Genomic DNA, 25888 nt, shown 5'->3' with positions numbered 1-25888 from the left:
AAATTAGTAGATATTTACTACTTTATATTATGAAATAATACATATATTATATTATTTATAAAACTATGCACAAAATTTAACGCAAAGGAGTTATTGCACATGAGTTTCAGAGAAAAATTAAATAAATATTATGCTGAAAATTATATAAAAAAATATGGAGATAGATTATCTCAAGTCCAAGGTAATGCTGTATCCGTTAAAGTAGAGCAAAAGACTATTTTAGGAATATTCCATAAATTAACTGTAGTATTACTTGTAAGACCTGAAAGAAGCAAAAATATAGTTAGATGCACTTATAAAAAACATAGATGGTTTAAACCTGTTCAATTCATTTCAATATCTCAAGGAAATTATCTTTTAGTACAAGGTCTTAAAGGTAAAAAAGGAAAAGAAAATAGAGAACAACTAGAAATTATGAATGTACGTAATATGACTACAAAAAAAGACTTAATTCCAATGGAAGGAAAAGAGCCTAAAGTACAGAGAGTCAAAACAAGATTTAAATAATATAATCTTATAAATCTAAAGTCTTGAAAAGTTTAATATCTTTTCAAGACTTTGTTTTTTATCTTTTACATAACATTATTTATTTTTATGGAATAGAAACAAATACAAACTATTTATGAATGCAATAATCCCTGAGAAAAATAATACTATACACCATTGCCCTATATTTAAAGGGACTGTATGAAATACTCCTTGTAAAAAAGGAATATATAGTATACTCATAAGCATAACAATTGATATAGCAACTGCACCTACTAAATACATATTTGTAAATAATTTAATTTCAAATATTGAATGTCTTTCTGATCTACATTCAAATACATGTATAAGTTGAGACATTACAAGTGTACATAGTGCCAATGTTCTACAAGTTCTAAGACTCATATCATATTTACTTCCCATAATAAAAGCAAGTATTGTACAAATCCCTATTAGGCTACCTCTTATAAGTATTTTCTCCCTTAATCCTCTAGCAAATATGCTTTCATTTTTAGGTCTTGGCTTTTGTTCCATAATATCCATATCAGCAGGATCAATTCCTAGAGCCATGGCTGGCAAACCATCTGTAGCTAGATTTACAAATAAAATTTGTATTGGTAACATGGGTGTTTGAAGATTTAATATAGATGCTAAGAACATTGTAAGTACCTCACCTAAATTACATGATAGTAAATATCTTATAAATTTTCTTATATTATCATATATTACCCTTCCCTCTTCTACAGCTGATACTATGGTTGCAAAATTGTCATCTAATAATATCATTGAGGATGCTTCTTTAGTTACATCTGTACCAGATACACCCATAGATATACCTATATCAGCTTCTTTCACTGCAGGAGCATCATTTACTCCATCTCCTGTCATTGCCACAATATTTTCTTTTTCTTTAAAAGCTTTTACAATTCTTAATTTATGATTTGGATTTACCCTAGCAAATACTCTTATATTATCTATTTTACTTATTAATGACTTGTTATCTATTTTGTCCAATTCTGTTCCCGTAATCACTTGATTTTCATTATTTACTATATCTAATTCTTTTCCAATAGCATAAGCAGTATTTTTATGATCTCCTGTTATCATAACTGGTGTTATACCTGCCATTCTACACTTTAGTACTGCATCCTTAACCTCTCTTCTTGGTGGATCTATAATACCTGCAACACCTATTAAAGTAAGATCATTTTCTAAGTTATTACCATTAACACTTGATATTTCTTTATAAGCAGTAGCAATACATCTTAATGCTTTAAATGACATAGTTTCAACACTTCTTAATACCTTATCTTTGTATAAAGAAGTAAAAGCTTTTACCTCCCCATGAATTACAATATATCTACATCTATCTATTACCCTTTCTGGAGCCCCCTTTAAATATAATCTCTTTTTCCCATTCTCATTTATTATTACAGACATCATTTTCCTTTCCGATGTAAATGGTCTATCTTTTATCCTCTTTCCTTTTGATAGAAAATTTTTAAGTTCCCCCGTATTTTTTAAAAATGCCTTTATAAGAGCAGTTTCTGTAGGATCACCAAATAATCCCTTATCCAAATTTTTTTCATTATAATCTATATTACAATCACTGCAATATGTAACAGATTTTTTAAACAACATATTTTCTGGCACTGTATCTTTATTCAAATTATATAAATTATTATTAAAATACAACGCTTTAACTGTCATATTATTTTCAGTTAATGTACCCGTCTTATCACTGCAAATAATAGATGTACATCCAAGAGTTTCCACAGCAGGTAGCCTTCTTACCAATGCATTTTTTTTAAGCATTCTTGACACACCAAGTGCTAATGCTACAGTTACAATAGCAGGCAATCCCTCTGGAATAGCTGCTACCGCTAAGCTTACACCTAATAAAAACATTTGATATTTATCATGACCTCTACTTATGCCTGTTATAGTAACAATAATACAAATTCCAATACAAAGAACTACTAATACTTTTCCTAAAGCATTAAGCTTTTCCTTAAGTGGAGATTTATCTTTTTCTATATTTTGTAACATACCTGCGATTTTTCCCATTTCAGTTTTCATACCTGTAGCAATAACTTTAGCCTTAGCCTTACCTGTCAAAGCTATAGTACCCATATATACTATATTGTCTTTATCCTGACTGCTTTTATTAACACCAACCGATTCCCCGGTAAGTAAAGATTCATCTAACATTAATGCAGAGTCTTCTACAATAATACAATCCGCTGGAATCCTATCACCACTTTCTACAATTATTAAATCTCCAATAACCAACTTTTCTGCACTTATAACTTTTACATTTCCATTTCTAATAACTTTTGCTGTAGGTGCAGCTAAGCTATTTAATGCCTCCAAAGATTTTTCTGTTTTAAATTCTTGTATAAATCCTAAAATTCCGTTCATAATTACTATTATTAGAATAGTTATTGCATCTGCCTTTTCTCCCATAAATCCTGATATAACTGTAGCAGCTAGTAATACCCATATTATAAAGTCATTAAATTGCTGAAGTAAAATTTTAACTGGAGAAATTTTCTCTTTTTTTTCTAAAACATTTGGTCCATATTTTTTAAGCCTTCTCTCTGCTTCTATAGTTGTTAAACCCGAGAAAAGTTCTTTTTCGTTAATCAATATAAACACCTCCGTACCCATAATTTACATATCATAAGAATTATTTTTACTATATAAATATATGTAAGGTACAGGTGAAATATTTTTAATTTTTTTAATAGACCCAATTTTACATTTTCCAACTTTAAAAGAAATGTTACTTTAAATTTCCTTTATTTTTTGATATGATAAAAAAGTGATATTATATATAAATATACATGGTTTTACAAATATTGATTTGTAAGTTAAATTAATAAAAAATCATTTTTATTAACCAATGACAACCTAAGGAGGTTTTTAATGTGAAAGATATAATATATGTTAGCGGTCATAAGAATCCGGATACAGATTCTATATGTTCTGCTATAGCTTACGCCGAATTTAAAAACAGAATTGGAGATGCTCCTACATTGCCAGTAAGACTTGGAAATTTAAATAAAGAAACAGAGTTTGTTCTTAACTATTTTTGTGTGGAATCTCCTAAATATATTGAAACAGTTAGAACTCAAATAAAAGACTTAGCTATTGATTCTGTAACTCCTATATCACCAGAAATTTCCCTTAAAATGGCTTGGTCAATAATGAAAAAACATAATGTTAAAACATTACCAGTTGTGGATGAAAGAGAACGACTAATAGGTCTTGCTTCACTTTCAAATATAACCTCCACTTATATGGATATATGGGATAATAATATTTTATCAAAAAGTAACACTACTTTAGAAAATATAGTAGAAACTCTTTCTGCCAAATGCATATACGTAAGTGAAAATACTAAAAATTTCAATGGAAAAATAGTAGTTACTGCAATGCAACCTGATAGTGCCCGAGAACTTATAGAAAAAGATGATATAATTATATGCGGTGATAGAGAAGATGCTCAAGAAATAATCCTTGATTGCAAAGCTTCACTTATGATTATTACAGGAAAACATGATGTTACTGATAAAATAATAAAAAAAGCTAAAGAAATAGGCTGTTCTATAATAATGACTCCTTATGATACTTTCACTGCAGCAAGATTGATACCCCAAAGTGTTCCTGTACACTACGTAATGACTAAAGATAATTTAATAGTATTTAACAAAGAAGATTTAGTAGATGAAATTAAAGAAACAATGCTCCAAACCAGATATAGAAGTTACCCTGTAGTAGATAATAATAATAAAATACTTGGAAGTATATCCAGATATCATTTGATTTCTAAAAATAAGAAAAAAGTTATTTTAGTAGATCATAATGAAAGGACACAATCAATTCCAGGGCTTGAAGATGCAGAACTTTTAGAAGTAATTGATCATCATAGAATAGGCGATATACAAACAGGTCTTCCTATATATTTTAGAAATGAACCTGTAGGATGTACTGCAACAATAATTGCTTCAATCTATTTTGAGAATGGTTTACGACCAACTAAAAAAATCGCAGGATTACTTTGCTCTGCAATAATATCAGACACACTTTTATTTAAGTCCCCAACATCTACTGTCACCGATAAAATAATGCTTAAAAGACTTAGCGAAATAGCTAATATAGACGTAGATAAATTTGCACAGGAGATGTTTAAAGCAGGTACCTCACTTCAAGGAAAGACGTTAGACGAAATATTTAATCAAGACTTTAAAGTGTTTAAAATAGGTTCCCTTAAAGTAGGTGTAGGCCAAATAACTACAATGGATACAGAAGGCTTTGCTACTATGAAAAATGAAATGCTTGCATATATGAATGAAAAATCTAATAGCGAAAACTTTAATCTTCTAATCCTTATGGTAACAGACCTTCTAAAAGATGGTTCTGAACTATTGGCAGAAGGACCTGAGAAATACCTCATAAATAAAGCATTTAACGTTCAACTTAATGAATCTTGTGCGTATATTCCTGGTCTCATGTCAAGAAAAAAACAAGTTATTCCACCACTAACTGCAGCAGCAACAGAAAGTAATTAATAATAAAAAAAGTGTGGCTAAATTTAAAATAGATCCCGTGTCAAGGACATTATAAAAAAAGGGTTAAGCAACATCTAAAAGATGATTTCTAAATTGTTTAGAAATCATCTTTTTTAATCCCCATTGACATCTATGATTATTATAATACTCTATATAATCGTCGACTTCATTAAATACATCTTCAATAGTGAAACAACATGATTTAAAGTTTACTTCATCTTTCATATGACCAAAGAATGAAATCCTTGATCTGAGTGAATAAATACATATTTATGTAAGCTTATTAGTTTATAAATAATTGTAGTTGCGATATCTAGTGTAATTTGATTAGATATATGATATGCCAAAATATCATTACAAAAACTATCTTTTATAACTGATAGATACGCCATTTGATTTATCCCGTAAGGGATATACGTAATATCTGTGAGTAAAGTTTTACCAGGAATACTTTGTTTAAAGTTCCTATGTAGTAAATTAGGAACTACTATATGTAATGTTAAATTAATTTTTCAGAGTCATTTTAATAGATTTTGAGCCTTTCTTATATACTTCATTATTTATTAGATTTAGGCAGTTTCTTACCAGCCTTTTTTCTGTTATATCGAGTTTTTTAACAACTTCAATTGTTCCTCTAAAAATTTTATTTTTGCTTCTTGTTTATTAATGATATCATCTTTCAAACTCGTCAGAGTATGTTATTGACTTCTTGCTAACGGGTTTAACATAGGGATTACGATTTAGTGTCTTAATAACTTCTTTAGAAAATGTAATTTTACTCATATTAACCTCCATATTCAAAAGTTATTATATACAAAAAAACACCTATAACTAGACACTCTTTTTTATGTATCCAATCTATAGGTACCATTTTAAATATAGCTACATTCTTTTTTTTATTAATTTGTAAATATATCGATTATTTTTTTCATATAATATAATGATAAATTTTTAGGAGGAATTTTTTATGTATTATATGAATAATTTTCATATCCCTTATTTGTCTAGATATAAGTGCCCTATGTATATGTGTCCTATGGTAGATACAGAAGACTACGTTCCATTTAGGAGTTGTTGTAACGATTTAGATTTTTCAGAAAATCAATGTAATATAAAAATTAAACAGGTAGATATAAGCGAAGTAATAGATTAGACATAAAATATATTAGAATTAAATTACTATTCCCCGCATATTAATTACTAATATTATTTTTATATAGGAGGGGAGTAAGTTTTGGGAGTGGGTTACTTAATTGGTTGTCTTTTTAGCATCTTATTATGGAGAATAGATAGACAAATAATATATTATAAAATGGATCTTTTAATAAAAAAATTTTTTAAAAACAAATATATATTATTTCTATTTCATATTTTAATGCTACTATTTATTTGCTTTATTATAAAATTTATTCCAAAAGAAGAACTTTTAAACTTTATTACCAGTTTTTTAGTTATAGATATAAGTAATAATGAACGAAAAAATTTAAAGAAAAGAGAAAAGGTCCACTTTTATGATTCTATATCTACGATCTCTCAATGCGTTGTATGTGGATTTATAGCTCCTCTTTTATATATATTAATATCTGGTAACACATTAGCTTTGATTTATACTTACATTTATAATCTTAACCTTAATAATGAATCTAATAAATTAAAGTTTGTTTTTAACACACTTACTATAATTCCATCTATAATAGCCGAAGTATTTTTATATTTAATATATATAATTAGAAATAAAAAATTTACTATTAATTTTAGAGGAGATTTTCTGGTTAATCTTTATAAAAATCCTCTTTTAAATGTAGATATTTTAGCAGCTTATATTGAATCTGTAAATTTTTATTATTATTTTAATGCAGATAACACTTCTTATTTAAAGAGCTATGGACAATATAGTAAAAAAATAGATGCACACTCTATAAAAGATTATTTAAGCATTACTTACAGCATATGTATGATAACCTTTTTACTTTTCTTTTCAATTATAAGAATAAAATAGCATGTAGAATTTTACTACATGCTATTTTTTCTTTAATTATGTATTTTATCTGCCTTTTAAGCTATTTACCATTCCCCACATCTCATCTGCCGCTTTTAACGCTCTAGATCCAAATTCAAAGGCTCTTTGTGACATAAGCATATCCGTCATCTCTTTCCCCATATCCACATTAGATCCTTCTAAATAACCGGATAATATATCAGCTTGTATCGGAGTAGGGTTAACCCCCTCCACAGCCTCATATAAATTTTCTCCAACTGATATGAAAGCATCATCTCCTACAGCATTATAAATATTTATTCTGCCTACCTCCCTAGTTTTACTTCCACTATTACTGTATTCCTGTACAAAAACAGTACCATCTTGTCTAACTGCAAAACTATCCTCAGTAAACTTAGTTTTTTCTCCATAAAATTGAATATCTAATTTATTCCCCATCTTATCCACTATATCGCCATTAGTATCCACACTAAAGTTCCCTGATCTTTCATATCTATATTGCCCACTAGAATTTACAACCCTAAAAAATCCTAACCCATCTATAGCTAAATCTGTATTTGTTCCTGTATTTACTAAATCACCTTGCTTTTCCATGTCTCTTATCCATCTTCCTGCTTTTACACCCGTACCGGATATTAAATTTTTATCTTCACCTGAATTCGTTGGATATCCCCTTCTATCTAAAGTCTCATAAACTAAATCTTGAAAAGTCACCTCTTCTCTTTTGTAACCCTCTGTTTTTACATTAGAAATATTATTAGAAATACAATCTAATTTTTCTTGTTGCGCCATCATAGCACTTCTTCCATTCCAAAGGATTCTAAGCATTCTTACACCCCCAAACTATTATCTAATACTTCCAACTTCATTTGCTGCTTTACCTAGAGTCTCATCTATAGTTTGTATAACCTTTTGATTAGTTTCAAAAGTTCTCATGACCGTAATCATGTCTATAATTTCTTTAGTTACATTTACATTTGATCTTTCTAATGCATATTGATTTACTACTACGTTATTATTTTCTTCTGGATTACCACCTATGTAAAGATTATCTCCTACCTTTTTTAAATTACTATAAGAATTATCTCCCGGAAAATCAACTGTATATAATTTATATTTTAATACATCGTTCTCCTTTATGTTTCCCATATCATCTACTGTAATTTTACCACCATTTATTCTAATAGGCTCTACTCTCCCATTTTGAATATTTCTTCCTAACACATTGTTTCCACTATCATTTACTAAATACCCCATTTTATTAGTATGAAAATGCCCATCTCTAGTGTATAATCTTTCTGTATTTATCCCATCATCTCTTACTACAGTAAAAAAACCTCTTCCCATAATAGAAAAATCTGTTGATTTATCTGTTTTTTCTATAATTCCTTGAGTAAAATTCGTATTTACATCATCTATTCTACTTCCGAAACTTAAATTTCCTAAGTTTTGTCTAAAATTTTTTCCGTTAACCTTTTTGTCATAGTTATACAATAACACTTCATCAAAACTTTTAGTTACTACACCATCGTTTTTAAATCCCACAGTATTAACGTTTGCCAAATTATTTGTTATTACATCCTGTTTTGCTTCTTGTGTTATCATACCAGACACAGCTGTATAAAGACTTCTAATCATTTCCCCACATCCTTATCAATTATAACTTTTGTTTCATCAGGATATTCCATTCCCATTGACCTAGCTTTTTTTTCTATCTCATAGTTACTTAACTCATAATTAATTTTTACACCTGTCATAATTACAGTAGAAATAATTATTCCTATTCCTATACCTAAAAGTATTTTTCTATCACCAAGAAAAAATATAATTTTTTTTATTTTAGATATAATTCTTTTATTAATAGTACTTCCCCCTTACCAATACCCAAATCGTTAGATATATCTTCAACACTCATACCAGAACTAATCATTTTTTCTACTTCTTTTATTTTTACCACATTATTATCCTGCTGATATAATGCTTTTTTATCTTCTTCACTTATATTTTCGTTTTCTTCTTGTTTTACATTATACATTTTTTTTATATTTTCAATTTCTTTTTTAAAAAATTCCACTTCACTTTGAAGCTGAAAAATAGTTTCTGCCATATCTTTTCTTACTTTTCCTATTTCTATTTGGAAATTTTCCATATTATTTTCTTTATTATCTAATATTTTTCTAAATGAACCTTGTTCTTTTTTTAAAGCTATAACATTTAACACAATAAGTATAGTCCCTGTTAATATTAAAATTATAATCATAATTATAACTCCCAAAAATTAATTTAAAATATTATATTTAAGTCGTTTCAATTCTTGCCTTAAATGTATTATAGCTCTGCTATGAAGCTGACAAACCCTTGATTCAGAAACGCTTAAAACTTTCCCTATTTCTTTTAATGTGAGCTTTTCATAATAATATAATGACAATACAGTTTTATCTTTTTCATTTAGATTATCTAATGCTCTAGCTAAATACTCTAAGAGTTCTTTTTCCTCTAAAGTATTTTCAGGGCTTGGACTCTTCTCATCCACAATAGTTCCAATCAGTGGTATATCATCATCTTCAGAAAAAATTAAATCCTCTAAAGAAACTATAGAAATATAATTTATATAATTTTCAATTTGAGAAACTTCCTTTATAGAAATTCCTAATTCCTTAGATATCTCTATAATATCAGGATCTTTATAATTTTTCTTTTGCAATCTTTCTATAGCATCATTGTATCTATTTAACTTATCCATAGCTCCCTTTGATATAGGACTTATTTTTCTTAGTTCATCTATCATAGATCCTTTTATTCTTATGGATGCATAAGTTGAAAACTTCATACCTTTACTTTTATCAAACTTATTTAATGCATCCATAAGCCCTATCATACCGTAACTAACTAGATCTTCATATTCTATATATTTAGTTTTTCCAATTATAACTCTTGAAGCTATATACTTTACTAACGGTATATATTTTTTTATTACTTGTTCTTTTATATCACAATCTGCTGCCATAGCCATAATTTAATCCCCCTTAGGTGCTTTTTTCCTTTGTTCCCTCATAATTTGAAATAGCATTTTAATTATTTTTTCCCTAGTTTTATTTTCTAAGTCCATAAAAGTTAAGCCACATAGGTTTTTATTATTATTAAAATCTCTATCAATTCTAACAGCTTTACATTTTAAAGTTAGCACTTCATTTTTTAAAGGAAGGGTTATCATTAATATATCTCCTATCTTTATATTCCTTTCAGTTGCTATCTTTATTCCACCAGCACTCATATCTATAGAAAAAGCGTCAAAGAACTCTATTTGATTGTCCCCAATATTCTTAAAATCTAAATCTTTGTTAAGTAATCCACAGCAAACATTAATAACTAAAGGTACTCTTACAAAATTTCTCCTTTGTATTTTTATAAATTTGGTTGGATAATGTAAGAGAATCATCATAATTCTATCTATTTTTCTTCCCTTTACTGTTGTATAAAATTTGTATATATTTTTTTCATCATAATATACACCCTCTACTTTTTCTCCTGTTTTTAATGGTAAATATTGTCCATCCTTTACTGGAATACTTATTCCTATATAATCTCTTTCTAAATCCTGAACATTACTTTTATAAACCCCATCTTCCATTAAAATCTCAATCTTTCTATTTATATTAAACTTGATATTTTTATACATAAAACTCTCCCCAATCAAGAAAAAATTTTAAATATTTTTTTGAAAAATTTTTCAATACCCATTCCCTTTTCTTTAGTATTTAAACCTATTAACCTGTCTGCAATATAAGATACATCTTTAGCTACATTGCTTTCGGGGAATTTTATAATAAACGGTTCTTGTTTTCTAACTGATTCTACAAGTTTTCTATCCTCTGACATTCTCCCTAAATAATCTAAATTAATTTTTAAAAAATTATTCACAGTATTACTAAATTTACTATAAGTTTCTAAAGATTCTTTTATATTTAAAGTTTTATTTATAACTAATTTTACAGTAGGTTTTAATTTAAAATGATCTATAGCTTTTAGTAAACTATATGCATCAGTTAGTGATGTAGGTTCTGGTGTAGTAATTACAATAACATCCTCACAACAAGCTATAAACCCTAAAATACTTCTACTGATTCCTGCTCCAGTATCAATTAAAATATAATCTAAATCTCTTAACTTAGTTAACTTTTCTACAAAGATATCCCGGTTTTTATCTGTAATTTCATCCATTTTAGTAACCCACATACCACCAGATAATAACTTTACTCCCTGTGGTCCATTAACAACTACTTCGTTGATCTCCATGTTATTAAATATAACATCATATACATTATATTTAGGCATAACACCCATTAATACATCATCATTTCCCATACCAATGTCAGAATCAAAAATCATAACCTTTTTACCTTTTTTTTGAAGAGCAATAGCTAAGTTTACTACAAAATTACTTTTTCCTACTCCACCTTTTCCAGATGTAACAGTAATAATCTTCGCCTTAGTCTTTTCATTATCTATACTTTCGGGATTCATACTGTCAAATACAATTTTTCTTAAACTCGCTGCTTGATCTAACATATATTATTCTCTCCTAGTATCAAAGTTCCCATTTCTTCAGGATCTATCTTTCTAATATCATCTGGTACATTTTGTCCTGTTGTAATAAAACTTACAGGTTTTCCTGCATATTGTATTATATTAAGTACAGACCCATATGTGGTAGTTTCATCTAATTTAGTTATTATAATGTTATTATATCCTAAAGGCTTGTATCCTTCCACTATAGTATCTATATCTCTATTTTTTGTAGTAGCACTTATTACTAAATGTATATTTTCTGTTCTTGTATTATCTATAAACGCCCTAAGTTCAGATATCTGCATAGTATTTTTAGAGTTTCTCCCAGTAGTATCTACCAAAATTACATCGCAATCCTTCATGTCACTTATTGCTTCTTCCATATCCTTTATTGAAAAAACAACTTTAAAAGGTATTCTCATAATATCTGCATAAGTTTTTAATTGCTCTACTGCCCCTATTCTATAAGTATCTATTGTTATAAGACCTACTGTCTTTTTTTCTATTAAAGATAAGCGACCAGCTAATTTTGCTATGGTAGTAGTCTTTCCAACACCAGTTGGACCAACTAAGACAATCACATCCTTTAAAATCATTGTAGATATAGGAATCATTTCTTTTATAACAATTTTAGCTTTTTCTACATCTTCTAATTCATTATCTATATTTTCCACTTTCATCAAAATATTTCTTATAATATCTTCATTTAAATCACTATTCTTTAATAAGCCCTCAAGTTCACTTTCCTCTTGAGATACACTTAAGCTATTATTCATCATACTACTCATCATGTTTTTCATTTCTTGAATTTCATTTAATAAAATCTCTTTATCTAATAACTGTTTATTCTTATCCTCATGAGAATTTTTATTAAATTCTTCTTTTGAAAGTTCTAATTTTTTGCTATTTAATTTTTCTTTATTTTCCATTATCTTTTTTATAATTTCTACACTGCTTTCCATATCTTTATCATCTTTATTTGAATTATCTATTGCAGCTGTGACTTCTATAACCTTCTTTTTAAAAAATCCTAGAAAACCTGGTCTTCTTATTTTTCTCTGACTAATTATTATAGCCTCTTTCCCTAGTTCATATCTTATTCTATTCATAGCTTCATTCATATTATTTACAATATACTTTTTAATTAACATTTATATTGTCACAACTCCTTCAGTTTTTATTTCTATATCATTAGGAATTTCATTTATAGAAAGTACATAAAGGCTTGGAAATACCATTTCCGTAAGTTTTCTAAAAGCTGGTCTTATTTTAGGTGATACTAAAATTACAGGTTGTCCCTCGTAAAAGAATGTATTTTCTAATACATTTTTTAAAGAACTTAATATTTTACCCGTAGTATCCGGATCCAATGCTGGAAAAGAGCCTTGCATTGATTTTTGAATATTGTCTCCTATTATCTCCTCTATATCCGGATGGAGGGTTACTACAGTTATAGCTCCATTTTCATCCACTAATGAATTACATATGTTTCTTGATAGAGAAAACCTTACATATTCAGTTAAAATTTCTATATCTTTTGTAGTTCTAGAATTATCTGCAAGGGATTCTAATATTGTTACCATATCCTTTACAGATACTCTTTCTTTTAATAAATTTTGAAGAACCTTTTGTATTTCTCCTATAGTCATTAAATCTGGTATAAGTTCTTCAACTACTGTATTATATTTCTCCTTTACAGAGTCTATAATAAGTTTTACTTCCTGTCTTCCTATTAATTCATAGGAATGTGCTTTTATAGTTTCCGTTAAGTGAGTAACCATTACAGTAGTAGGATCTACTACTGTAAATCCTTTTATTTCCGCGTCTTCCCTAGCATCTTTATTAATCCAAATAGCTGGTAGTCCAAAGGCTGGTTCTACTCCTCTAATTCCTTCTATATTACTTTCCCCATCCGTTGGATCCATACATAAAAGCATATTAGGCATAAGTTCTGACCTAGCAATAACAGTTCCCCTTATTTTTATAATATACTCATTAGCTTTAAGTTGAAGATTATCCCTAATTCTTATAGGTTGTACCACTATACCCATTTCAATAGCACATTGTCTTCTAACAGAGGTAATTCTCTGAAGTAAATCCCCACCTGAACCTTCATCTGCTAAGGGAATAAGTCCATAACCTATTTCTATTTCCATAGGTTCTACATTAATAAGACTCATAACATTTTCTGGTTCTTTACTCTCTATATCTGTAATTTCCTGTTTCTCCATCTCAATTTGTTCTATTATCTTTTCTTTTTCATCTTTATATAAAAAGTAAGCAGATATGCCACTAGCTACTGAAAGTATAAAAAATGGTATTTTAGGCAAACCAGGTACTAAAAATAAGAAAAATAAAATTGCTGATGCCATAGCTATAACTTTAGGAAATCCTGTTAACTGCTTTCCTACAACGGACCCAAAATTTTCATCACTACCTGAACGAGTAACTAAAATACCCGATGCGGTTGATATTAAAAGTGCTGGGATTTGACCTACTAGCCCGTCTCCTATAGTAAGTCTAGTAAATTTTTGAGCTGCATCTCCAGCAGTCATATCCATCATCAATGTTCCAATTATTATTCCACCTAAAATGTTTATAGCCGTTATTATAAGTCCTGCTACTGCATCTCCCTTTACAAATTTTGATGCACCATCCATAGCACCATAAAAATTAGCCTCCTGTTGAAGCTTTTTTCTTCTATCTCTAGCCCCAGTTTCATCTATAAGACCAGAGTTCAAATCTGCATCTATACTCATTTGTTTTCCAGGCATAGCATCCAATGTAAATCTGGCTGAAACTTCTGCTACCCTTGTGGCACCACTGGTTATAACTATAAACTGAATTATTATTATAATTAAAAATATAATAATTCCAACCACATAATTTCCTCTTACAACAAAAGTACCAAAAGCTTCTATTATCTTACCTGCATCTCCATCACCTAAAATAAGTCTAGTGGATGATACATTTAATCCCAATCTAAAAAGTGTAGTAACCAATAACAAAGTGGGAAAAGATGAAAATTGTAAAACATCTGTTGTAAACATGGTTAATAATATAATTACTACAGATATAGTTATATTTAAGGCTATTAATATATCCAAAACTTGTGATGGCATTGGAATAATAATCATCATAACAATAGCTATAACACCCAAAGCTATAATTACATCTATATTTTTTTTCAAATCTAGCCTTTTTCTAATACCTTCCACCAAAAACACCCCTTAATAAAGTTACGATTTCTTTATTTTCATAACAATCGCTAATATTTCTGCCACCGCTTGATACATCTGTGGTGATATTTCAGAATCTATCTCTACTTCACTGTATATAAGTCTTGCTAAAGGTTTATTTTCTATTATAGGCACACTAAACTCTTTAGCTTTCTCCTTAATTTTAAACGCTACATGATCTACTCCCTTAGCTACTACCTTAGGAGCCTTATCCTCCCCATCTTTATATTTTAAAGCTATGGCTATATGTGTTGGGTTAGTTATAACTACTGTAGCATCTGGAACGCTTTGCATCATTCTTCTCATAGCCATTTCTCTTTGCTTTTGTTTAATTTTTCCTTTTATCTGAGGGTCTCCCTCTTCTTGTTTAAATTCCTCTTTTATCTCCTGTTTAGTCATTTTCATATCTTTTTTATATTGTTTCTTTTGAAATATAAAGTCTGCTAAAGCTATTATGCTCATTATAAGTGTTACTTTAAAAAATATACTTACTGACAACTTCCTAATCCCTTCAATAAGTACAGGAAATCTTAAGTTATTTAAATTTATAATTGTTGTATAATTATTTAACAAAAACTTATATCCTACTACTCCAACTACAGTTACAATAGCCACATCTTTTATAAGTTCTATAACCGTTCTAGTAGAAAAAAGCCTTTTAAATCCGCTTATAGGACTTATCTTTTTAAAATCTGGTTTCAATGGTTCCTTAGTATGTATAAAACCTGTTTGTAATAGGTTGGAAAATACTCCTATAATCATTATTGGCAACGCTATAGGTAATACTATGACCCCCACTCTGAATATTACAATCATTGTAAGATTAAATATATTATCATAATTTAATTCCATATTTATAAAATCATTTAAAAAAGCCACCATGGTGTCTTTTAAACTACTAAAGACATAATCGCCAAATACCGATAATACCATTGTAGCCGCTAAAAGGGTCAAAGCTAAGTTTACTTCTTTACTTTTAGCCACTTGTCCTTTTTTCTTAGCTTCGTTAAGCTTATGAGGGGTTGCATCTTCAGTTTTTTCTTCTGAAGCAAAAATAATTATTATTGGAATTGTTTTGTATATACCTTTAAATGCTTCCGGTAGTTGTGAAAATAAATCGCTTATTAAATGTAGAAAAATAGGTAGTGCAAATACAAAGCTTGCAAGACCAACTAATATTTTAATTGGCAATCCAAGTATCATTACATTTAATTGGGGAACAGTCCTAGCTACAAGCCCTAAGGTTAAATCAGTAAGTATAATTATTAATACAATAGGTATAGCTATTTTTACCCCTATAGTAAAAAACTCTATAAAAGCTTGTATCACTATTGTAGGTGAATCACCATTTAATATAAATTTCCCCAAATTCACAACTTTGAAACTATTTACTATTTGTAATAAAAGCATATGATGTCCATCAACTATGAGAAAAATTACTAAACTTATAAAATATAATAATCTTTCTAGTAGTGTAGAATTACTATTTGAGTTAGGATCAAACATTGTCATCATTGAAAATCCAATCTGTAGATCCATAAGATTTCCACCAAATTTAACTGCCATAAAACATAATTCAGTTATAAAACCCAATGTAATTCCAGTAGTAATCTCACTTATACAAACACCAATAAAATAAAATGTGTTATTTATATTATTTATAGTGGAATAATCAACTCCTGGTATAACCATATAGGCTAATATTAGCGCAAAACCAACTTTTAATATTACCGGTGTTCCCTTTGGAAAAAACACAGGTGTTATTACTAAAAATCCTAATAATCTTAAAAAGATCAATATTACTCCTGTAAAAAATGCTACATTAATCAAAAATAACACCTACTTTTAAAATTAAACATCTAATTTATAATATTTGAAATAATAGAAAATATCCTCTCAGTAAAATTTACTAACTGATGAAGCATCCAGCTACCAGTTAACAAGCCAACCAATGCTACAGCCACAAGTTTAGGGACAAAGGTTAATGTCTGTTCTTGTATTTGTGTTGTGGCTTGAAATATACTTATTAAAAGACCAACTAATATTGAGACTGTAAGTATGGGTGCTGCTACTAATAGACCTGTTTGTATTGCATCTTTTACTACACCTATAACCATATTTTCACTCATCTAATCACCTCATTTAAAACTTAAAATAAGAGATTTTATTAATAGATACCATCCATCTACCATTACAAATAATAATAATTTAAATGGTAGTGCAATCATAACCGGTGGCAACATAAACATTCCCATAGACATAAGTACACTTGATACTACTAAATCAATTATTAAAAATGGTACAAATAATAAAAATCCTATTTGAAATGCAGTTTTTAACTCACTTATCATAAAAGACGGTATTACTATGTATAATGGTACATTTTCTTCTGTTACATCTTTGCCCATTTTCCCTATTTCCATAAATAGTTTTAAGTCCTTTTTTCTTGTTTGCTTTAACATAAAGTTTCTTAATGGTTTACTCCCCTCCTCTATAGCCTTCTCTTGCGTAATTTTGTTTTGTAGAAAGGGTTGCAATGCCTTTGAATTTATATCAATATATACAGGTCTCATAATGAATATTGTTAAAAACAATGCCAGTCCTATAAGCACTTGATTAGGAGGAGATTGCTGTGTTCCTATGGCACTTCTTAAAAAACCAAATACTACTATAGTTCTTACAAAACTTGTCATCATAATTATAAAAGATGGTAATAATGTTAATATAGTAAGTATTATTAAAAGCTTTATGCTATCCACATAATTTTGAGGTGTACCAGCTCCATCTACGGAAATATTAACTTTGGGAATAGGTATAGTGTTTGAGGCTGCATACACCTTGTTGCAAGTAAATATAACCATTAACACTATTAAAGTTCCTAATATATATATTAATTTTTTATTGATTTTTTTACTCATACTTATCTTCCTTTTTAGTTATAAGTTTTTTGTACATATCCTTTAAACTTTTAAGCTCTATCACTTCTTTAGAAGATTCTACTTTTAAAAGTTCCTCTTTAGAAATTTCTAATAATATCTCTATCTTCCCATTAGAAGATGAAACTACATAACCTCTTTCTCCTATTTTCACTATCAAAAGAGCATTGTCTTTTGATAGTGAAATTCTATCTAATATTTTCATATACCGTCCATTTTGAATCTTTTGAAGTTTATCTCCCCCATACTTTATAGATATATAAAATATAAGCAAAATGAATGGTAAAAAAACTAATATTTTAAAAATCATAACTACAAACTGTCTGTCCATTTTTTATCCATCTTTCTATAAATTATCTATTGTATAAGGATTTCATTAAAATAAACACTATCACATCTTCCATTTTCAAACATCAAATTAATTTTATTTAAAATATCTGTTTTTACTTGTTCTAATCCTTTTGAATTAGAAATATCTTTAGCCTTTTTAGATCTTAAAACATTATTTATAGCATCTCTTATAATTGGCTTTTTATTTTCCATTTCCTTAGTTAATTTTTTATTCTCATATCCCAAGAAAATTTTAGCTTTTACAAATCTTTTTCCGTCCTCATCTGCTAAATTAACCAAAAATTCTTCCATATCATAAGTATATTCTGATACTACTGGTCTTACGCCATTAGCATTTATATTTACATTTGGGTTATTTTTAACAGGTTCAGAATTATTACTTATGCCACTTCCCTTCTTATTAAGTAGCATATATCCCCCAAAAGCTCCTCCACCTATTATTATTATTATTAAAATTATGATTACTATCTTTAAAGATTTCCCACTTTTAGCTTCTACATTCTTTTCACTCATTTCTTAACATTCTCCTTTTCTAAAGAAACTATTAAAATATTTACCCTTCTATTTCTAGCCTTATGCTCATTAGTATCATTTGGATACAATGGTTTAAATTCTCCATATCCAGCAGCAGTAAATCTTGAAGGATTTTGTTTTTTAGTCTCCACAAAATATCTTAATACATTAACAGCTCTAGCTGTAGATAACTCCCAGTTAGAATCATACTTGTAATTTTTTATAGGCACATTATCTGTATGACCTTCTACTACTATATTATTGGGGAAGGTACCTATAAGCTTATATAATTTCTCTAAAATTGGCTTACTATCTTCTTTTATATTAGCTTCCGCTGTTTCAAATAATATACTATCTTTAAGCTCTAATATTACACCCTTACTATCATTTTTTATTTTAACTGCTCCTTGAAGCTGATTTTTATCCACAGCTTCCCTTACTTTGTCATACAATTCATTTTCCCGTCCGCCACTGGCAGGTCCCATTTTTACCGTTTCTCCAACTAAAGGTACCTCTCCGTTTTTCATGTTAAAATCAAAAATAGTATCTCCAGATTGTCCCATAAGTACACTTTGAAAAGCACTAGCTACTTGCTTAAACTTTTGAGCATCTACACTAGAAAAGGAATATAGTAGAACAAAGAATGTTAAAAGTAACGTAACTGTATCAGCATATGTTTGTAACCATTCATTACCTGTACTTCCTCCATCCCCGTTATTTTTTTTCCTTCTAGCCATTTTCTGACACCCCTTCTCCTGAAGCTACAGTTGTTGAATATATCTTTCTTTCTTCTGGTGATAAATATGATATAAGTTTTTCCTCTACTATTCTTGGATTTACTCCAGATTGAATAGATAATATTCCCTCCAACATCATTTCCCTTATAGCAGCTTCCTCTTCACTTTTTAAAGCTAAATTAGCCGCCATAGGGTTAAAAACTATATATGCCATTATTGCACCATAGAAGGTGGTTATTAAGGCCTTCCCCATACCACTGGCTATCTGACCAGAATCAGTAAGATTCCCAAGCATTTGTATAAGTCCAACAAGAGTTCCTGCCATACCAAAAGCTGGAGCATATGCCCCCCAATTTTTAAGCATATCAGAACCCATTTTATGTCTTCTTTCCATTTCCGATATCTCAAGCTCTAGTATTTCTCTTATAGTTTCTGGCTCTATACCATCTACCACCATTTGTAATCCCTTTTTTAAAAAATCTTCCTCTATATGGTTTATTTCATCTTCTAAAGATAGTAACCCCTCTCTTCTAGCTTTTCTAGAAAGCTCTATAAACTGATGAATTATATCAATACTAGACTTTTCGCCTTCTTTAAAAGACTCTATAATTATTTTTATTATTTTCTTTAATTTATTAGCTGGATAATTAACAAGCATTGCACAAAAGGATCCACCTATGGTTATAATTATTGATGATACATCCCAAAATAGCTTCAATTGTTTAACATCATATTTAGTAATACTTACCATAGCCATAGCCCATATCATCATTGCAAATCCTGCAATAACTCCTATAGCTGTCAAAATATCTCTTCTCTTCATTTTGCAGATGCCTCCTGTATATTCATTGTAAATATTTTTCTTTTATAAATTACAACCTTGTTTATAATTTCATCTATATTTTCTTCAACTAAATATTTTTTACCATTAATTAAAGTTATAATGCTTTCAGGAACTGATTCAATCTTTTCAATATGTTCTGCATTTAAAATAAATCTTTTATGATTTAACCCCGTCAATTCAATCATAATATTTATCCCCCCTAGCTTCTTTATCCATTAGTATCAATCTATATTAAAAGAGAAACCCTCTTTTGTTTTCTAATTAATTTTTACTTCGCTTCTAAATTAATACTTTAGAAGCGAAGCTTTAATTTAAATTATTATCTTTTTAAATTTACAAGATCTTGAAGTATTTCATCTCCAGTACTAATTATCTTTCCATTTGCTTGAAAAGCTCTACTTGCAACTATCATTTCTGTAAATTGCTCTGCTAAATCCACATTAGCCGATTCTAATGCTCCCTGTACTATATTACCAAAGCCTTTTTCATTATTATTCTCCTCTGCCCCAATTCCACTTCTAAATACTGGTTGTCCTGAGTTAGCTGTAGCCGTATTAAGGTTTTTTCCTTCCTTTGAAAGACCTGCAGGGTTTTTAAAAGTGGCCATAGCAATCTGCCCTACTGCAACTGTTCTATTATCTGCTAAACTAGCTTTTATAATCCCATCTCTTCCTACTGAAAAACTTTTTACCTTTTGTCCTGCAATCTCATCAGGTATACAAAGTGGCACTAATTTTTCTTCATTAGCTTTTAATTCTTCAGAATTTACATCTGCAGCTTCTGAAATTTGTGGTTTTCCATTTTCATCATAAGTTATTTCAGAACCTTCTATAGCATAACCCATAATTCTCAACCCATCTGAATTAACAAGTTGTCCATATTCATCTAACGTAAAAGATCCATCTCTTGTAAAAGATAGTTCAAAAGATCCATCCTCTCCATCGTCTCCCTCTGTTTCAATGCTATGATTCTCTCCTAAAGTAACACCAGCATCATCTCCTGTGGCTCCTTTTCCAACTACAAAATATCCATTACCATCTACTAAAAAATCAAAATCATTCCCTGTTGGTTGCAAATGTCCCTGTGACATTGTTGTATCAATACCAGATACTTGAGTTCCTAATCCAACTTGGCTTGGATTTGTTCCCCCTTGATTAGTTCCAGGACCAGTTGCTTGTCTTAAATTTTGACTCAACATATCTTGGAATCTTACCCTCTGAGTCTTAAATGCTGTAGTTCCTACATTAGCTATATTGTTACCTATAACATCAAGTTTTATCTGATTTGCTTTTAATCCACTGATTCCTGAGTACATAGATCTTAACATATATTAACCCTCCAAAATCTTTCTTCTTATTAATCGTTTTGCTTCTATCATTCCGCAAAACTAGGCATCCTAACGGTCCTGCCTATATAATTACTAAGCTATCAATATTAGTGAATACATTGTCCTTTCCCTCATTTTTATTTACAGCAGTTATTATGGTTCTATTTTTTATACTGGTTACCAACGCTATATCCTTGTATAATATTACTGATTCTTTACAGTTTTTATTTACTGCTTTATTTATAGCATTATTTATGTTTTTCATATCATTTTGGTTAAAGGACACATTTCTTTCTCTTAGTCTATCTAATGCATGATTAGAAATAACAAAACTATTTTCTTTATTTATTTCCTTTTTTAATACATTAGAAAAATTATTTTTATCAGTATTTTGAGTAATTTTAGTTTTATTATTAGAATAGTTACAATCAAATTGTCCTAAAAATTGAATTTTACCATTTATAACCCTGTATCCCATAGTAAATTATCCTTTTCTATATTTTTTTATTCTTATCCTCTATAATATCTTCAGTATTTTCATCATTGTCATCATGAATATCTTCTTCATCATCCTGTCCATCATCAATATCTTTACCATCATCAATAGGATTATTAATAAGTTCTATAATATCTTCTAAATTAAACTGTTGAATTACATCTACTATATTACCTTCTTCATCTTCAGTTTCTCCAACAACTACATTTATTCTAATAGAATCTTTATCCCTTGACACACCTTTAACCTTACCAAAATATAAATCCCCATTTTCATCTACTCTATTTACCATTACAACTTTACCTATTAAAGATGTAGCACCTATAAACCTCATATTACTATTTAAGTTTGTCATCTGCTCTAGTGCTGCAAACTGAGCCATTTGTGAAACAAATTCCGTTCCATCTTTAGCATTCATAGGATCTTGATGAGAAAGTTCTGCTGAAAGTATCATTAAAAAAGCATTTTTATCAAGTTCCCCACCTGGTTTTACTATTCTAGTACCATTTTCAGTATAATTACCAGCACTTGATTTTACTTTAGACTTATTAGTCTGTTTAGTATAAAATTGATTTTTTGAATTTATAGTTGAATCAGGCATTCAATACCTCCTAAGCTAAAATATTTACATTGCTTAAATCTTCACTTAAATTTTCTATGGAATTGATATCCTCAATACCTTCAATAGATCTTTGATTTGAATTCCTTCCTTTTTCTTTACTTTCATTATTATTTTCATTTCCATCCTTTTTATAAAAGGTAGTATCTTCATATAAACTTAAAGTAAAGTTTTGTATTTTTATATCTGTATTCTGAAGTTTATTTGTAATATCACTTATATTAGCATTTAACAAATTAAATGCCTCTTTATTCTTAGCAGATATATCAGCCTTTAAAGCACCATTTTCCATAGTAACTTTTATTATAACTTCCCCAAGTTCCTTAGGATTTATTTTTACAGTTAAATCTTTTATATTATTTAATTCCATATATTTTACAGTTTTTATTATATCTTGTCCTAATGTAGCTTTATTTAAAATTAATTTCTCTTGTGGTTCTACATTTAAATTTTCTATATTATCCACTCTATTAAACTGGCTTAAAAAATTTACATTCTTCAAAAACTTTTGTTCTTTTTCTTCTACAACTATATTTTTTAAAAATTTTTCTTCAGAGGAAAAATCTTCTTTTAAAAATGAATTTTTTTGTTGATTTTTATAGATATTTTTAGAAACTGTATTTTTGCTATTTTCTAAAGCATCCCTTAAAGCAATATAATTATCTTTTTTAGCTACTATTTCCTTATCTTCAATCTTTGAGTTATTACCCAAACTTGCTTTTATTTCAGTTAATATTTTTTTTACATTATTTTTTGACTCTTTTTCTGTACTTACCTTATTAAATGCAGTATCCACAAAATTATCTATAATATCTGAAAGATTTTTAATTTCTAAGTGAATTGTAGAAGAATTTTCATTTAACATATTTTTAAGCAAATTTTTTAATTCTTTTCCCAGATTACTTATTTGAATATTTTTAGAGCTGTCATTAGATTTTATAAAATCTAATGTTTTATCAACTAAATTTTCCATATTGTTTTTTAATTCTAATGATACATTCTCTTTTAAAAAATTATTACTTACAAACAAGGATTGTAAAAGATTTAATAACTCATTTAAAGTTAAATTATCTAAACTCATATCCCCTATTGAAGAATCTAATAACTCTATGCATTCATCAGAAGAATTTATCTTATTTAACTTTTCTTCGGTAAATCCAGCTTTCTTTAATGTATCTTTTATAGCACTAATATCCTCATTTTCTTTACTACTATTAGGATATATTTTCTTAGAGTACTTCAAATTACTCTTAATACTATCATCTGTATTAATTTCTTTTAGAGATACCTTATTTAGTGTTTTTACAAAACTTGTTTCTAATTTTTGCTTTCCTTTCATTTTTTCATTAGAATTATTTAAAGATGTATTGCCTATAATACCCATTACACTTTCCATATTCCTCACCTCCTTTCAATGTTTCTTAAAAATGCATACAATGCAAATTCATCATTGCTTTTTTGTTCAATTAATTTTTGCTCTTTTATAAATGCATCCTGTCCTTTCTCCTTTAAAGTCTCAACAGTTTTTCTGTCTATTTGCTTTTGTTTTAAATCTAATCTTACTTCATTAACCTTCTCTTTTTTATTTTTTAATTCTAAATGTGTGTTTTCAATGCTAGAATTTAAAGCTATTAAATACTGATGCTTTATTTTTTTTTCAATTATAGAATCCTTAGCATTTATGGTACTGTATTTTTTATAATTGTCCTTAAGCAAACTTAATCTATTCTCAACTTCTAATCTTCTTCTTTGTGCCTCTTGGAATCTTCTTTTACACTCTTCCTCTTTAGAAACCCTTATATCTAAAAGTTTTTGAAGTCTGAACTTATATCCTTTCATGTTACCCTCACTAACTTTCATCTATTATTTTTTAAAAATATTATTAAGACATTTCACTGTATCTTCAAAATTCGTATGTTCATCTATCTTTTGTCTTAAAAATCTATTAATCTCGTCTATATACTTAATGGACATATCCACTTTTTTATTACTTCCAGATACGTAAGCCCCTATATTTATAAGGTCTTCCGAATCTTTATATGTTGATAATAAATCTCTTGCTAATGAAACATTATCCTTGTGCTGTTTTTCTACAATTTCTGTCATAAGTCTACTAACACTATTTAGTATATCTATAGCTGGATAATGATTTTTAGAGGCCAAACTACGAGACAATACTATATGACCATCTAAAATACCTCTTACTGCATCTGCTATAGGTTCATTGAAATCATCCCCATCCACAAGTACTGTATAAAAAGCAGTAATAGATCCTTTATCAGACATACCAGCTCTTTCCATAAGCCTTGGTAGCATAGCAAAAACAGAGGGAGTATATCCTTTAGTTGCTGGAGGCTCTCCTATAGCAAGTCCAACTTCTCTTTGAGCCATAGCAAATCTAGTAACTGAGTCCATCATTAATATTACTTTTTTCCCTTTGTCTCTAAAATATTCGGCAATAGCTGTGGCTGCAAAAGCACCTTTAAGTCTAACTAAAGCAGGTTTATCTGATGTGGCGCACACAACTATACTTTTTTTCATGCCCTCTTTTCCCAAGTCCTTTTCAATAAAATCCCTTACTTCTCTTCCTCTCTCTCCAATTAAACAAATAACATTCACATCTGCTTCTGCATACTTTGCAATCATACCCAAGGTTGTGCTTTTACCTACTCCACTACCAGCAAAAATGCCGATTCTTTGACCCTCTCCACAGGTTAAAAAACCATCTATCGCCCTTACACCTGTAGATATTACATCCTTTATTCTTCTTCTTTTCAGTGGATCTGGTGGTTCAGTATCTAGTTTATAGTAAAGCCCAGATATAATTTCTTCATCTGTAAGTGGTTGCCCAAGTCCATCTAATATTTTCCCAAAAAGTTCTTCAGAACACTTTACATTTAAAGCTTCACCTGTAGGTACTACCTTACATCCAGGTGCTATACCAACAAGCTCTCCTAAAGGCATCAAAATTACATTATCCTCCTTAAAACCAACCACTTCAGAATTTATAGTATCATTTCTTTCATTATAAATTAAACAAACTTCTCCAATAAAAGCCCTTATCCCCTCTACTTCTATTGTAAGTCCTATTACTTTTTTTACTACACCTTCTCTATAAGAATAATTAGTTTGTTTAACTCTTTTATTTATTAACTGAAGATTTAAAAAATCCATATAAACACCTCAAACTAAAACCTT

At 28.8% G+C, this 25888-nt stretch carries 30 protein-coding genes; 4 read left to right on the top strand and 26 right to left on the bottom strand.

The annotated features are described in order from the left end of the window. The first annotated feature begins 99 nt into the window (after window positions 1-99). Window positions 100-507, top strand: a complete 408-nt coding sequence (locus tag EJL03_RS01505; RefSeq protein WP_125152199.1) for a hypothetical protein — start codon at window positions 100-102, stop codon at window positions 505-507. 75 nt (window positions 508-582) lie between these two features. Here the strand turns inward: EJL03_RS01505 and EJL03_RS01500 are convergent, their stop codons facing one another. After that, complete coding sequence (locus EJL03_RS01500) at window positions 583-3135, bottom strand: calcium-translocating P-type ATPase, PMCA-type (RefSeq protein ID WP_125152198.1); 2553 nt, start codon at window positions 3133-3135, stop codon at window positions 583-585. 281 nt (window positions 3136-3416) lie between these two features. Here EJL03_RS01500 and EJL03_RS01495 point away from each other — a divergent pair, with 281 nt between their 5' ends. Then, entirely contained in the window at window positions 3417-5060 is a 1644-nt protein-coding gene (locus tag EJL03_RS01495; RefSeq protein WP_125152197.1) for a putative manganese-dependent inorganic diphosphatase, read from the top strand. Window positions 5061-5123: 63 nt separating this feature from the next. Here the strand turns inward: EJL03_RS01495 and EJL03_RS16755 are convergent, their stop codons facing one another. Together EJL03_RS16755 and EJL03_RS16750 are read right to left on the bottom strand one after the other, a co-directional pair. Beyond that, on the bottom strand, window positions 5124-5285 hold the full coding sequence (locus EJL03_RS16755; RefSeq protein ID WP_423243318.1) for an IS3 family transposase: 162 nt from the start codon (window positions 5283-5285) through the stop codon (window positions 5124-5126). Then, window positions 5282-5452, bottom strand: coding sequence for a hypothetical protein (locus EJL03_RS16750; protein WP_423243317.1), 171 nt, complete (start codon window positions 5450-5452; stop codon window positions 5282-5284). The genes EJL03_RS16755 and EJL03_RS16750 overlap by 4 nt, the downstream gene beginning before the upstream one ends. Before the next feature lie 575 nt (window positions 5453-6027). On the opposite strand from EJL03_RS16750, the gene EJL03_RS01485 reads away from it, so the two are divergent. Beyond that, window positions 6028-6213: a hypothetical protein gene (locus EJL03_RS01485; protein WP_125152196.1), complete on the top strand. Its 186-nt coding sequence runs from the start codon at window positions 6028-6030 to the stop codon at window positions 6211-6213. Window positions 6214-6294: 81 nt separating this feature from the next. After that, window positions 6295-7059, top strand: coding sequence for a hypothetical protein (locus tag EJL03_RS01480; RefSeq protein WP_125152195.1), 765 nt, complete (start codon window positions 6295-6297; stop codon window positions 7057-7059). Between the two features lie 45 nt (window positions 7060-7104). Here the strand turns inward: EJL03_RS01480 and EJL03_RS01475 are convergent, their stop codons facing one another. The 23 genes from EJL03_RS01475 to fliI form a co-directional block, all read right to left on the bottom strand. Next, a complete protein-coding gene (locus EJL03_RS01475; protein ID WP_125152194.1) occupies window positions 7105-7887 on the bottom strand; it encodes a flagellar hook-basal body complex protein in 783 nt (260 codons plus the stop codon). 18 nt (window positions 7888-7905) lie between these two features. Further along, window positions 7906-8697 carry a flagellar hook-basal body complex protein gene (locus tag EJL03_RS01470; RefSeq protein ID WP_125152193.1) on the bottom strand — a complete coding sequence of 264 codons (792 nt, stop codon included), beginning with the start codon at window positions 8695-8697 and terminating at the stop codon, window positions 7906-7908. Then, window positions 8694-8816: a hypothetical protein gene (locus tag EJL03_RS16540; RefSeq protein WP_279222043.1), complete on the bottom strand. Its 123-nt coding sequence runs from the start codon at window positions 8814-8816 to the stop codon at window positions 8694-8696. Before EJL03_RS16540 ends, EJL03_RS01470 begins: the two co-directional genes overlap by 4 nt. 77 nt (window positions 8817-8893) lie before the next feature. Then, entirely contained in the window at window positions 8894-9319 is a 426-nt protein-coding gene (locus EJL03_RS01465; RefSeq protein WP_125152192.1) for a DUF6115 domain-containing protein, read from the bottom strand. 18 nt (window positions 9320-9337) lie between these two features. Continuing rightward, entirely contained in the window at window positions 9338-10072 is a 735-nt protein-coding gene (locus tag EJL03_RS01460; protein ID WP_125152191.1) for a FliA/WhiG family RNA polymerase sigma factor, read from the bottom strand. A 3-nt stretch (window positions 10073-10075) separates the two neighbouring features. Beyond that, a complete protein-coding gene (locus tag EJL03_RS01455; protein WP_125152190.1) occupies window positions 10076-10738 on the bottom strand; it encodes a flagellar brake protein in 663 nt (220 codons plus the stop codon). Between the two features lie 14 nt (window positions 10739-10752). After that, on the bottom strand, window positions 10753-11628 hold the full coding sequence (locus EJL03_RS01450; RefSeq protein WP_125152189.1) for a MinD/ParA family protein: 876 nt from the start codon (window positions 11626-11628) through the stop codon (window positions 10753-10755). Then, window positions 11622-12779: a flagellar biosynthesis GTPase FlhF gene (gene flhF, locus EJL03_RS01445; protein WP_125152188.1), complete on the bottom strand. Its 1158-nt coding sequence runs from the start codon at window positions 12777-12779 to the stop codon at window positions 11622-11624. The genes EJL03_RS01450 and flhF overlap by 7 nt, the downstream gene beginning before the upstream one ends. After that, window positions 12780-14846, bottom strand: a complete 2067-nt coding sequence (gene flhA / locus EJL03_RS01440; RefSeq protein WP_125152187.1) for a flagellar biosynthesis protein FlhA — start codon at window positions 14844-14846, stop codon at window positions 12780-12782. 21 nt (window positions 14847-14867) lie between these two features. Then, window positions 14868-16697: a fused FliR family export protein/FlhB family type III secretion system protein gene (locus EJL03_RS01435; RefSeq protein ID WP_125152186.1), complete on the bottom strand. Its 1830-nt coding sequence runs from the start codon at window positions 16695-16697 to the stop codon at window positions 14868-14870. 29 nt (window positions 16698-16726) lie between these two features. Further along, entirely contained in the window at window positions 16727-16996 is a 270-nt protein-coding gene (gene fliQ, locus EJL03_RS01430) for a flagellar biosynthesis protein FliQ (protein WP_125152185.1), read from the bottom strand. Between the two features lie 9 nt (window positions 16997-17005). Next, window positions 17006-17785: a flagellar type III secretion system pore protein FliP gene (fliP, locus tag EJL03_RS01425; protein ID WP_125152184.1), complete on the bottom strand. Its 780-nt coding sequence runs from the start codon at window positions 17783-17785 to the stop codon at window positions 17006-17008. Next, window positions 17778-18134: a flagellar biosynthetic protein FliO gene (locus EJL03_RS01420; protein WP_125152183.1), complete on the bottom strand. Its 357-nt coding sequence runs from the start codon at window positions 18132-18134 to the stop codon at window positions 17778-17780. Before EJL03_RS01420 ends, fliP begins: the two co-directional genes overlap by 8 nt. 26 nt (window positions 18135-18160) lie before the next feature. Beyond that, window positions 18161-18667, bottom strand: coding sequence for a flagellar basal body-associated FliL family protein (locus tag EJL03_RS01415; protein ID WP_125152182.1), 507 nt, complete (start codon window positions 18665-18667; stop codon window positions 18161-18163). After that, window positions 18664-19404, bottom strand: coding sequence for a flagellar motor protein MotB (locus tag EJL03_RS01410; protein WP_125152181.1), 741 nt, complete (start codon window positions 19402-19404; stop codon window positions 18664-18666). Before EJL03_RS01410 ends, EJL03_RS01415 begins: the two co-directional genes overlap by 4 nt. After that, entirely contained in the window at window positions 19397-20227 is an 831-nt protein-coding gene (locus tag EJL03_RS01405) for a motility protein A (RefSeq protein ID WP_125152180.1), read from the bottom strand. Before EJL03_RS01405 ends, EJL03_RS01410 begins: the two co-directional genes overlap by 8 nt. Next, on the bottom strand, window positions 20224-20433 hold the full coding sequence (locus EJL03_RS01400) for a flagellar FlbD family protein (RefSeq protein ID WP_125152179.1): 210 nt from the start codon (window positions 20431-20433) through the stop codon (window positions 20224-20226). The genes EJL03_RS01405 and EJL03_RS01400 overlap by 4 nt, the downstream gene beginning before the upstream one ends. A gap of 134 nt (window positions 20434-20567) precedes the next feature. After that, a complete protein-coding gene (locus tag EJL03_RS01395) occupies window positions 20568-21575 on the bottom strand; it encodes a flagellar hook-basal body complex protein (RefSeq protein WP_125152178.1) in 1008 nt (335 codons plus the stop codon). A gap of 82 nt (window positions 21576-21657) precedes the next feature. Further along, entirely contained in the window at window positions 21658-22053 is a 396-nt protein-coding gene (locus EJL03_RS01390) for a TIGR02530 family flagellar biosynthesis protein (protein ID WP_125152177.1), read from the bottom strand. A 16-nt stretch (window positions 22054-22069) separates the two neighbouring features. Beyond that, window positions 22070-22672 carry a flagellar hook assembly protein FlgD gene (locus tag EJL03_RS01385; RefSeq protein ID WP_125152176.1) on the bottom strand — a complete coding sequence of 201 codons (603 nt, stop codon included), beginning with the start codon at window positions 22670-22672 and terminating at the stop codon, window positions 22070-22072. Window positions 22673-22682: 10 nt separating this feature from the next. Then, window positions 22683-24086, bottom strand: a complete 1404-nt coding sequence (locus EJL03_RS01380; RefSeq protein WP_125152175.1) for a flagellar hook-length control protein FliK — start codon at window positions 24084-24086, stop codon at window positions 22683-22685. A 5-nt stretch (window positions 24087-24091) separates the two neighbouring features. After that, the gene (gene fliJ / locus EJL03_RS01375; protein ID WP_125152174.1) at window positions 24092-24529 is read right to left on the bottom strand and encodes a flagellar export protein FliJ; all 438 of its coding nucleotides are present in this window, start codon (window positions 24527-24529) and stop codon (window positions 24092-24094) included. A 24-nt stretch (window positions 24530-24553) separates the two neighbouring features. Next, entirely contained in the window at window positions 24554-25864 is a 1311-nt protein-coding gene (fliI, locus tag EJL03_RS01370) for a flagellar protein export ATPase FliI (RefSeq protein WP_125152173.1), read from the bottom strand. Between the last annotated feature and the right edge of the window lie 24 nt (window positions 25865-25888).

The sequence above is a fragment of the Clostridium rectalis genome, assembly GCF_900626095.1.
Lineage (GTDB): Bacteria > Bacillota > Clostridia > Clostridiales > Clostridiaceae > Clostridium_AS > Clostridium_AS rectalis.
Note: the sequence above shows the minus strand (reverse complement) of the source record. Positions and strands in the feature narration are given on the sequence as shown.

What these genes read in the sequence shown, in the direction of transcription:
- EJL03_RS01470 (WP_125152193.1), bottom strand. Translation starts at nt 8,697, where the DNA reads ATGATTAGAAGTCTTTATACAGCTGTGTCTGGTATGATAACACAAGAA.
- EJL03_RS16540 (WP_279222043.1), bottom strand. Translation starts at nt 8,816, where the DNA reads ATGACAGGTGTAAAAATTAATTATGAGTTAAGTAACTATGAGATAGAA.
- EJL03_RS01455 (WP_125152190.1), bottom strand. Translation starts at nt 10,738, where the DNA reads ATGTATAAAAATATCAAGTTTAATATAAATAGAAAGATTGAGATTTTA.
- fliP (WP_125152184.1), bottom strand. Translation starts at nt 17,785, where the DNA reads ATGAGTAAAAAAATCAATAAAAAATTAATATATATATTAGGAACTTTA.
- EJL03_RS01460 (WP_125152191.1), bottom strand. Translation starts at nt 10,072, where the DNA reads ATGGCTATGGCAGCAGATTGTGATATAAAAGAACAAGTAATAAAAAAA.
- fliI (WP_125152173.1), bottom strand. Translation starts at nt 25,864, where the DNA reads ATGGATTTTTTAAATCTTCAGTTAATAAATAAAAGAGTTAAACAAACT.
- EJL03_RS01380 (WP_125152175.1), bottom strand. Translation starts at nt 24,086, where the DNA reads ATGGAAAGTGTAATGGGTATTATAGGCAATACATCTTTAAATAATTCT.
- EJL03_RS01415 (WP_125152182.1), bottom strand. Translation starts at nt 18,667, where the DNA reads ATGAGTGAAAAGAATGTAGAAGCTAAAAGTGGGAAATCTTTAAAGATA.
- EJL03_RS01465 (WP_125152192.1), bottom strand. Translation starts at nt 9,319, where the DNA reads ATGATTATAATTTTAATATTAACAGGGACTATACTTATTGTGTTAAAT.
- fliQ (WP_125152185.1), bottom strand. Translation starts at nt 16,996, where the DNA reads ATGAGTGAAAATATGGTTATAGGTGTAGTAAAAGATGCAATACAAACA.
- EJL03_RS16755 (WP_423243318.1), bottom strand. Translation starts at nt 5,285, where the DNA reads ATGAAAGATGAAGTAAACTTTAAATCATGTTGTTTCACTATTGAAGAT.
- EJL03_RS01505 (WP_125152199.1), top strand. Translation starts at nt 100, where the DNA reads ATGAGTTTCAGAGAAAAATTAAATAAATATTATGCTGAAAATTATATA.
- flhF (WP_125152188.1), bottom strand. Translation starts at nt 12,779, where the DNA reads ATGTTAATTAAAAAGTATATTGTAAATAATATGAATGAAGCTATGAAT.
- EJL03_RS16750 (WP_423243317.1), bottom strand. Translation starts at nt 5,452, where the DNA reads ATGGCGTATCTATCAGTTATAAAAGATAGTTTTTGTAATGATATTTTG.
- EJL03_RS01395 (WP_125152178.1), bottom strand. Translation starts at nt 21,575, where the DNA reads ATGTTAAGATCTATGTACTCAGGAATCAGTGGATTAAAAGCAAATCAG.
- EJL03_RS01390 (WP_125152177.1), bottom strand. Translation starts at nt 22,053, where the DNA reads ATGGGATACAGGGTTATAAATGGTAAAATTCAATTTTTAGGACAATTT.
- EJL03_RS01485 (WP_125152196.1), top strand. Translation starts at nt 6,028, where the DNA reads ATGTATTATATGAATAATTTTCATATCCCTTATTTGTCTAGATATAAG.
- EJL03_RS01385 (WP_125152176.1), bottom strand. Translation starts at nt 22,672, where the DNA reads ATGCCTGATTCAACTATAAATTCAAAAAATCAATTTTATACTAAACAG.
- EJL03_RS01405 (WP_125152180.1), bottom strand. Translation starts at nt 20,227, where the DNA reads ATGAAGAGAAGAGATATTTTGACAGCTATAGGAGTTATTGCAGGATTT.
- EJL03_RS01450 (WP_125152189.1), bottom strand. Translation starts at nt 11,628, where the DNA reads ATGTTAGATCAAGCAGCGAGTTTAAGAAAAATTGTATTTGACAGTATG.
- fliJ (WP_125152174.1), bottom strand. Translation starts at nt 24,529, where the DNA reads ATGAAAGGATATAAGTTCAGACTTCAAAAACTTTTAGATATAAGGGTT.
- EJL03_RS01410 (WP_125152181.1), bottom strand. Translation starts at nt 19,404, where the DNA reads ATGGCTAGAAGGAAAAAAAATAACGGGGATGGAGGAAGTACAGGTAAT.
- EJL03_RS01475 (WP_125152194.1), bottom strand. Translation starts at nt 7,887, where the DNA reads ATGCTTAGAATCCTTTGGAATGGAAGAAGTGCTATGATGGCGCAACAA.
- EJL03_RS01420 (WP_125152183.1), bottom strand. Translation starts at nt 18,134, where the DNA reads ATGGACAGACAGTTTGTAGTTATGATTTTTAAAATATTAGTTTTTTTA.
- EJL03_RS01400 (WP_125152179.1), bottom strand. Translation starts at nt 20,433, where the DNA reads ATGATTGAATTGACGGGGTTAAATCATAAAAGATTTATTTTAAATGCA.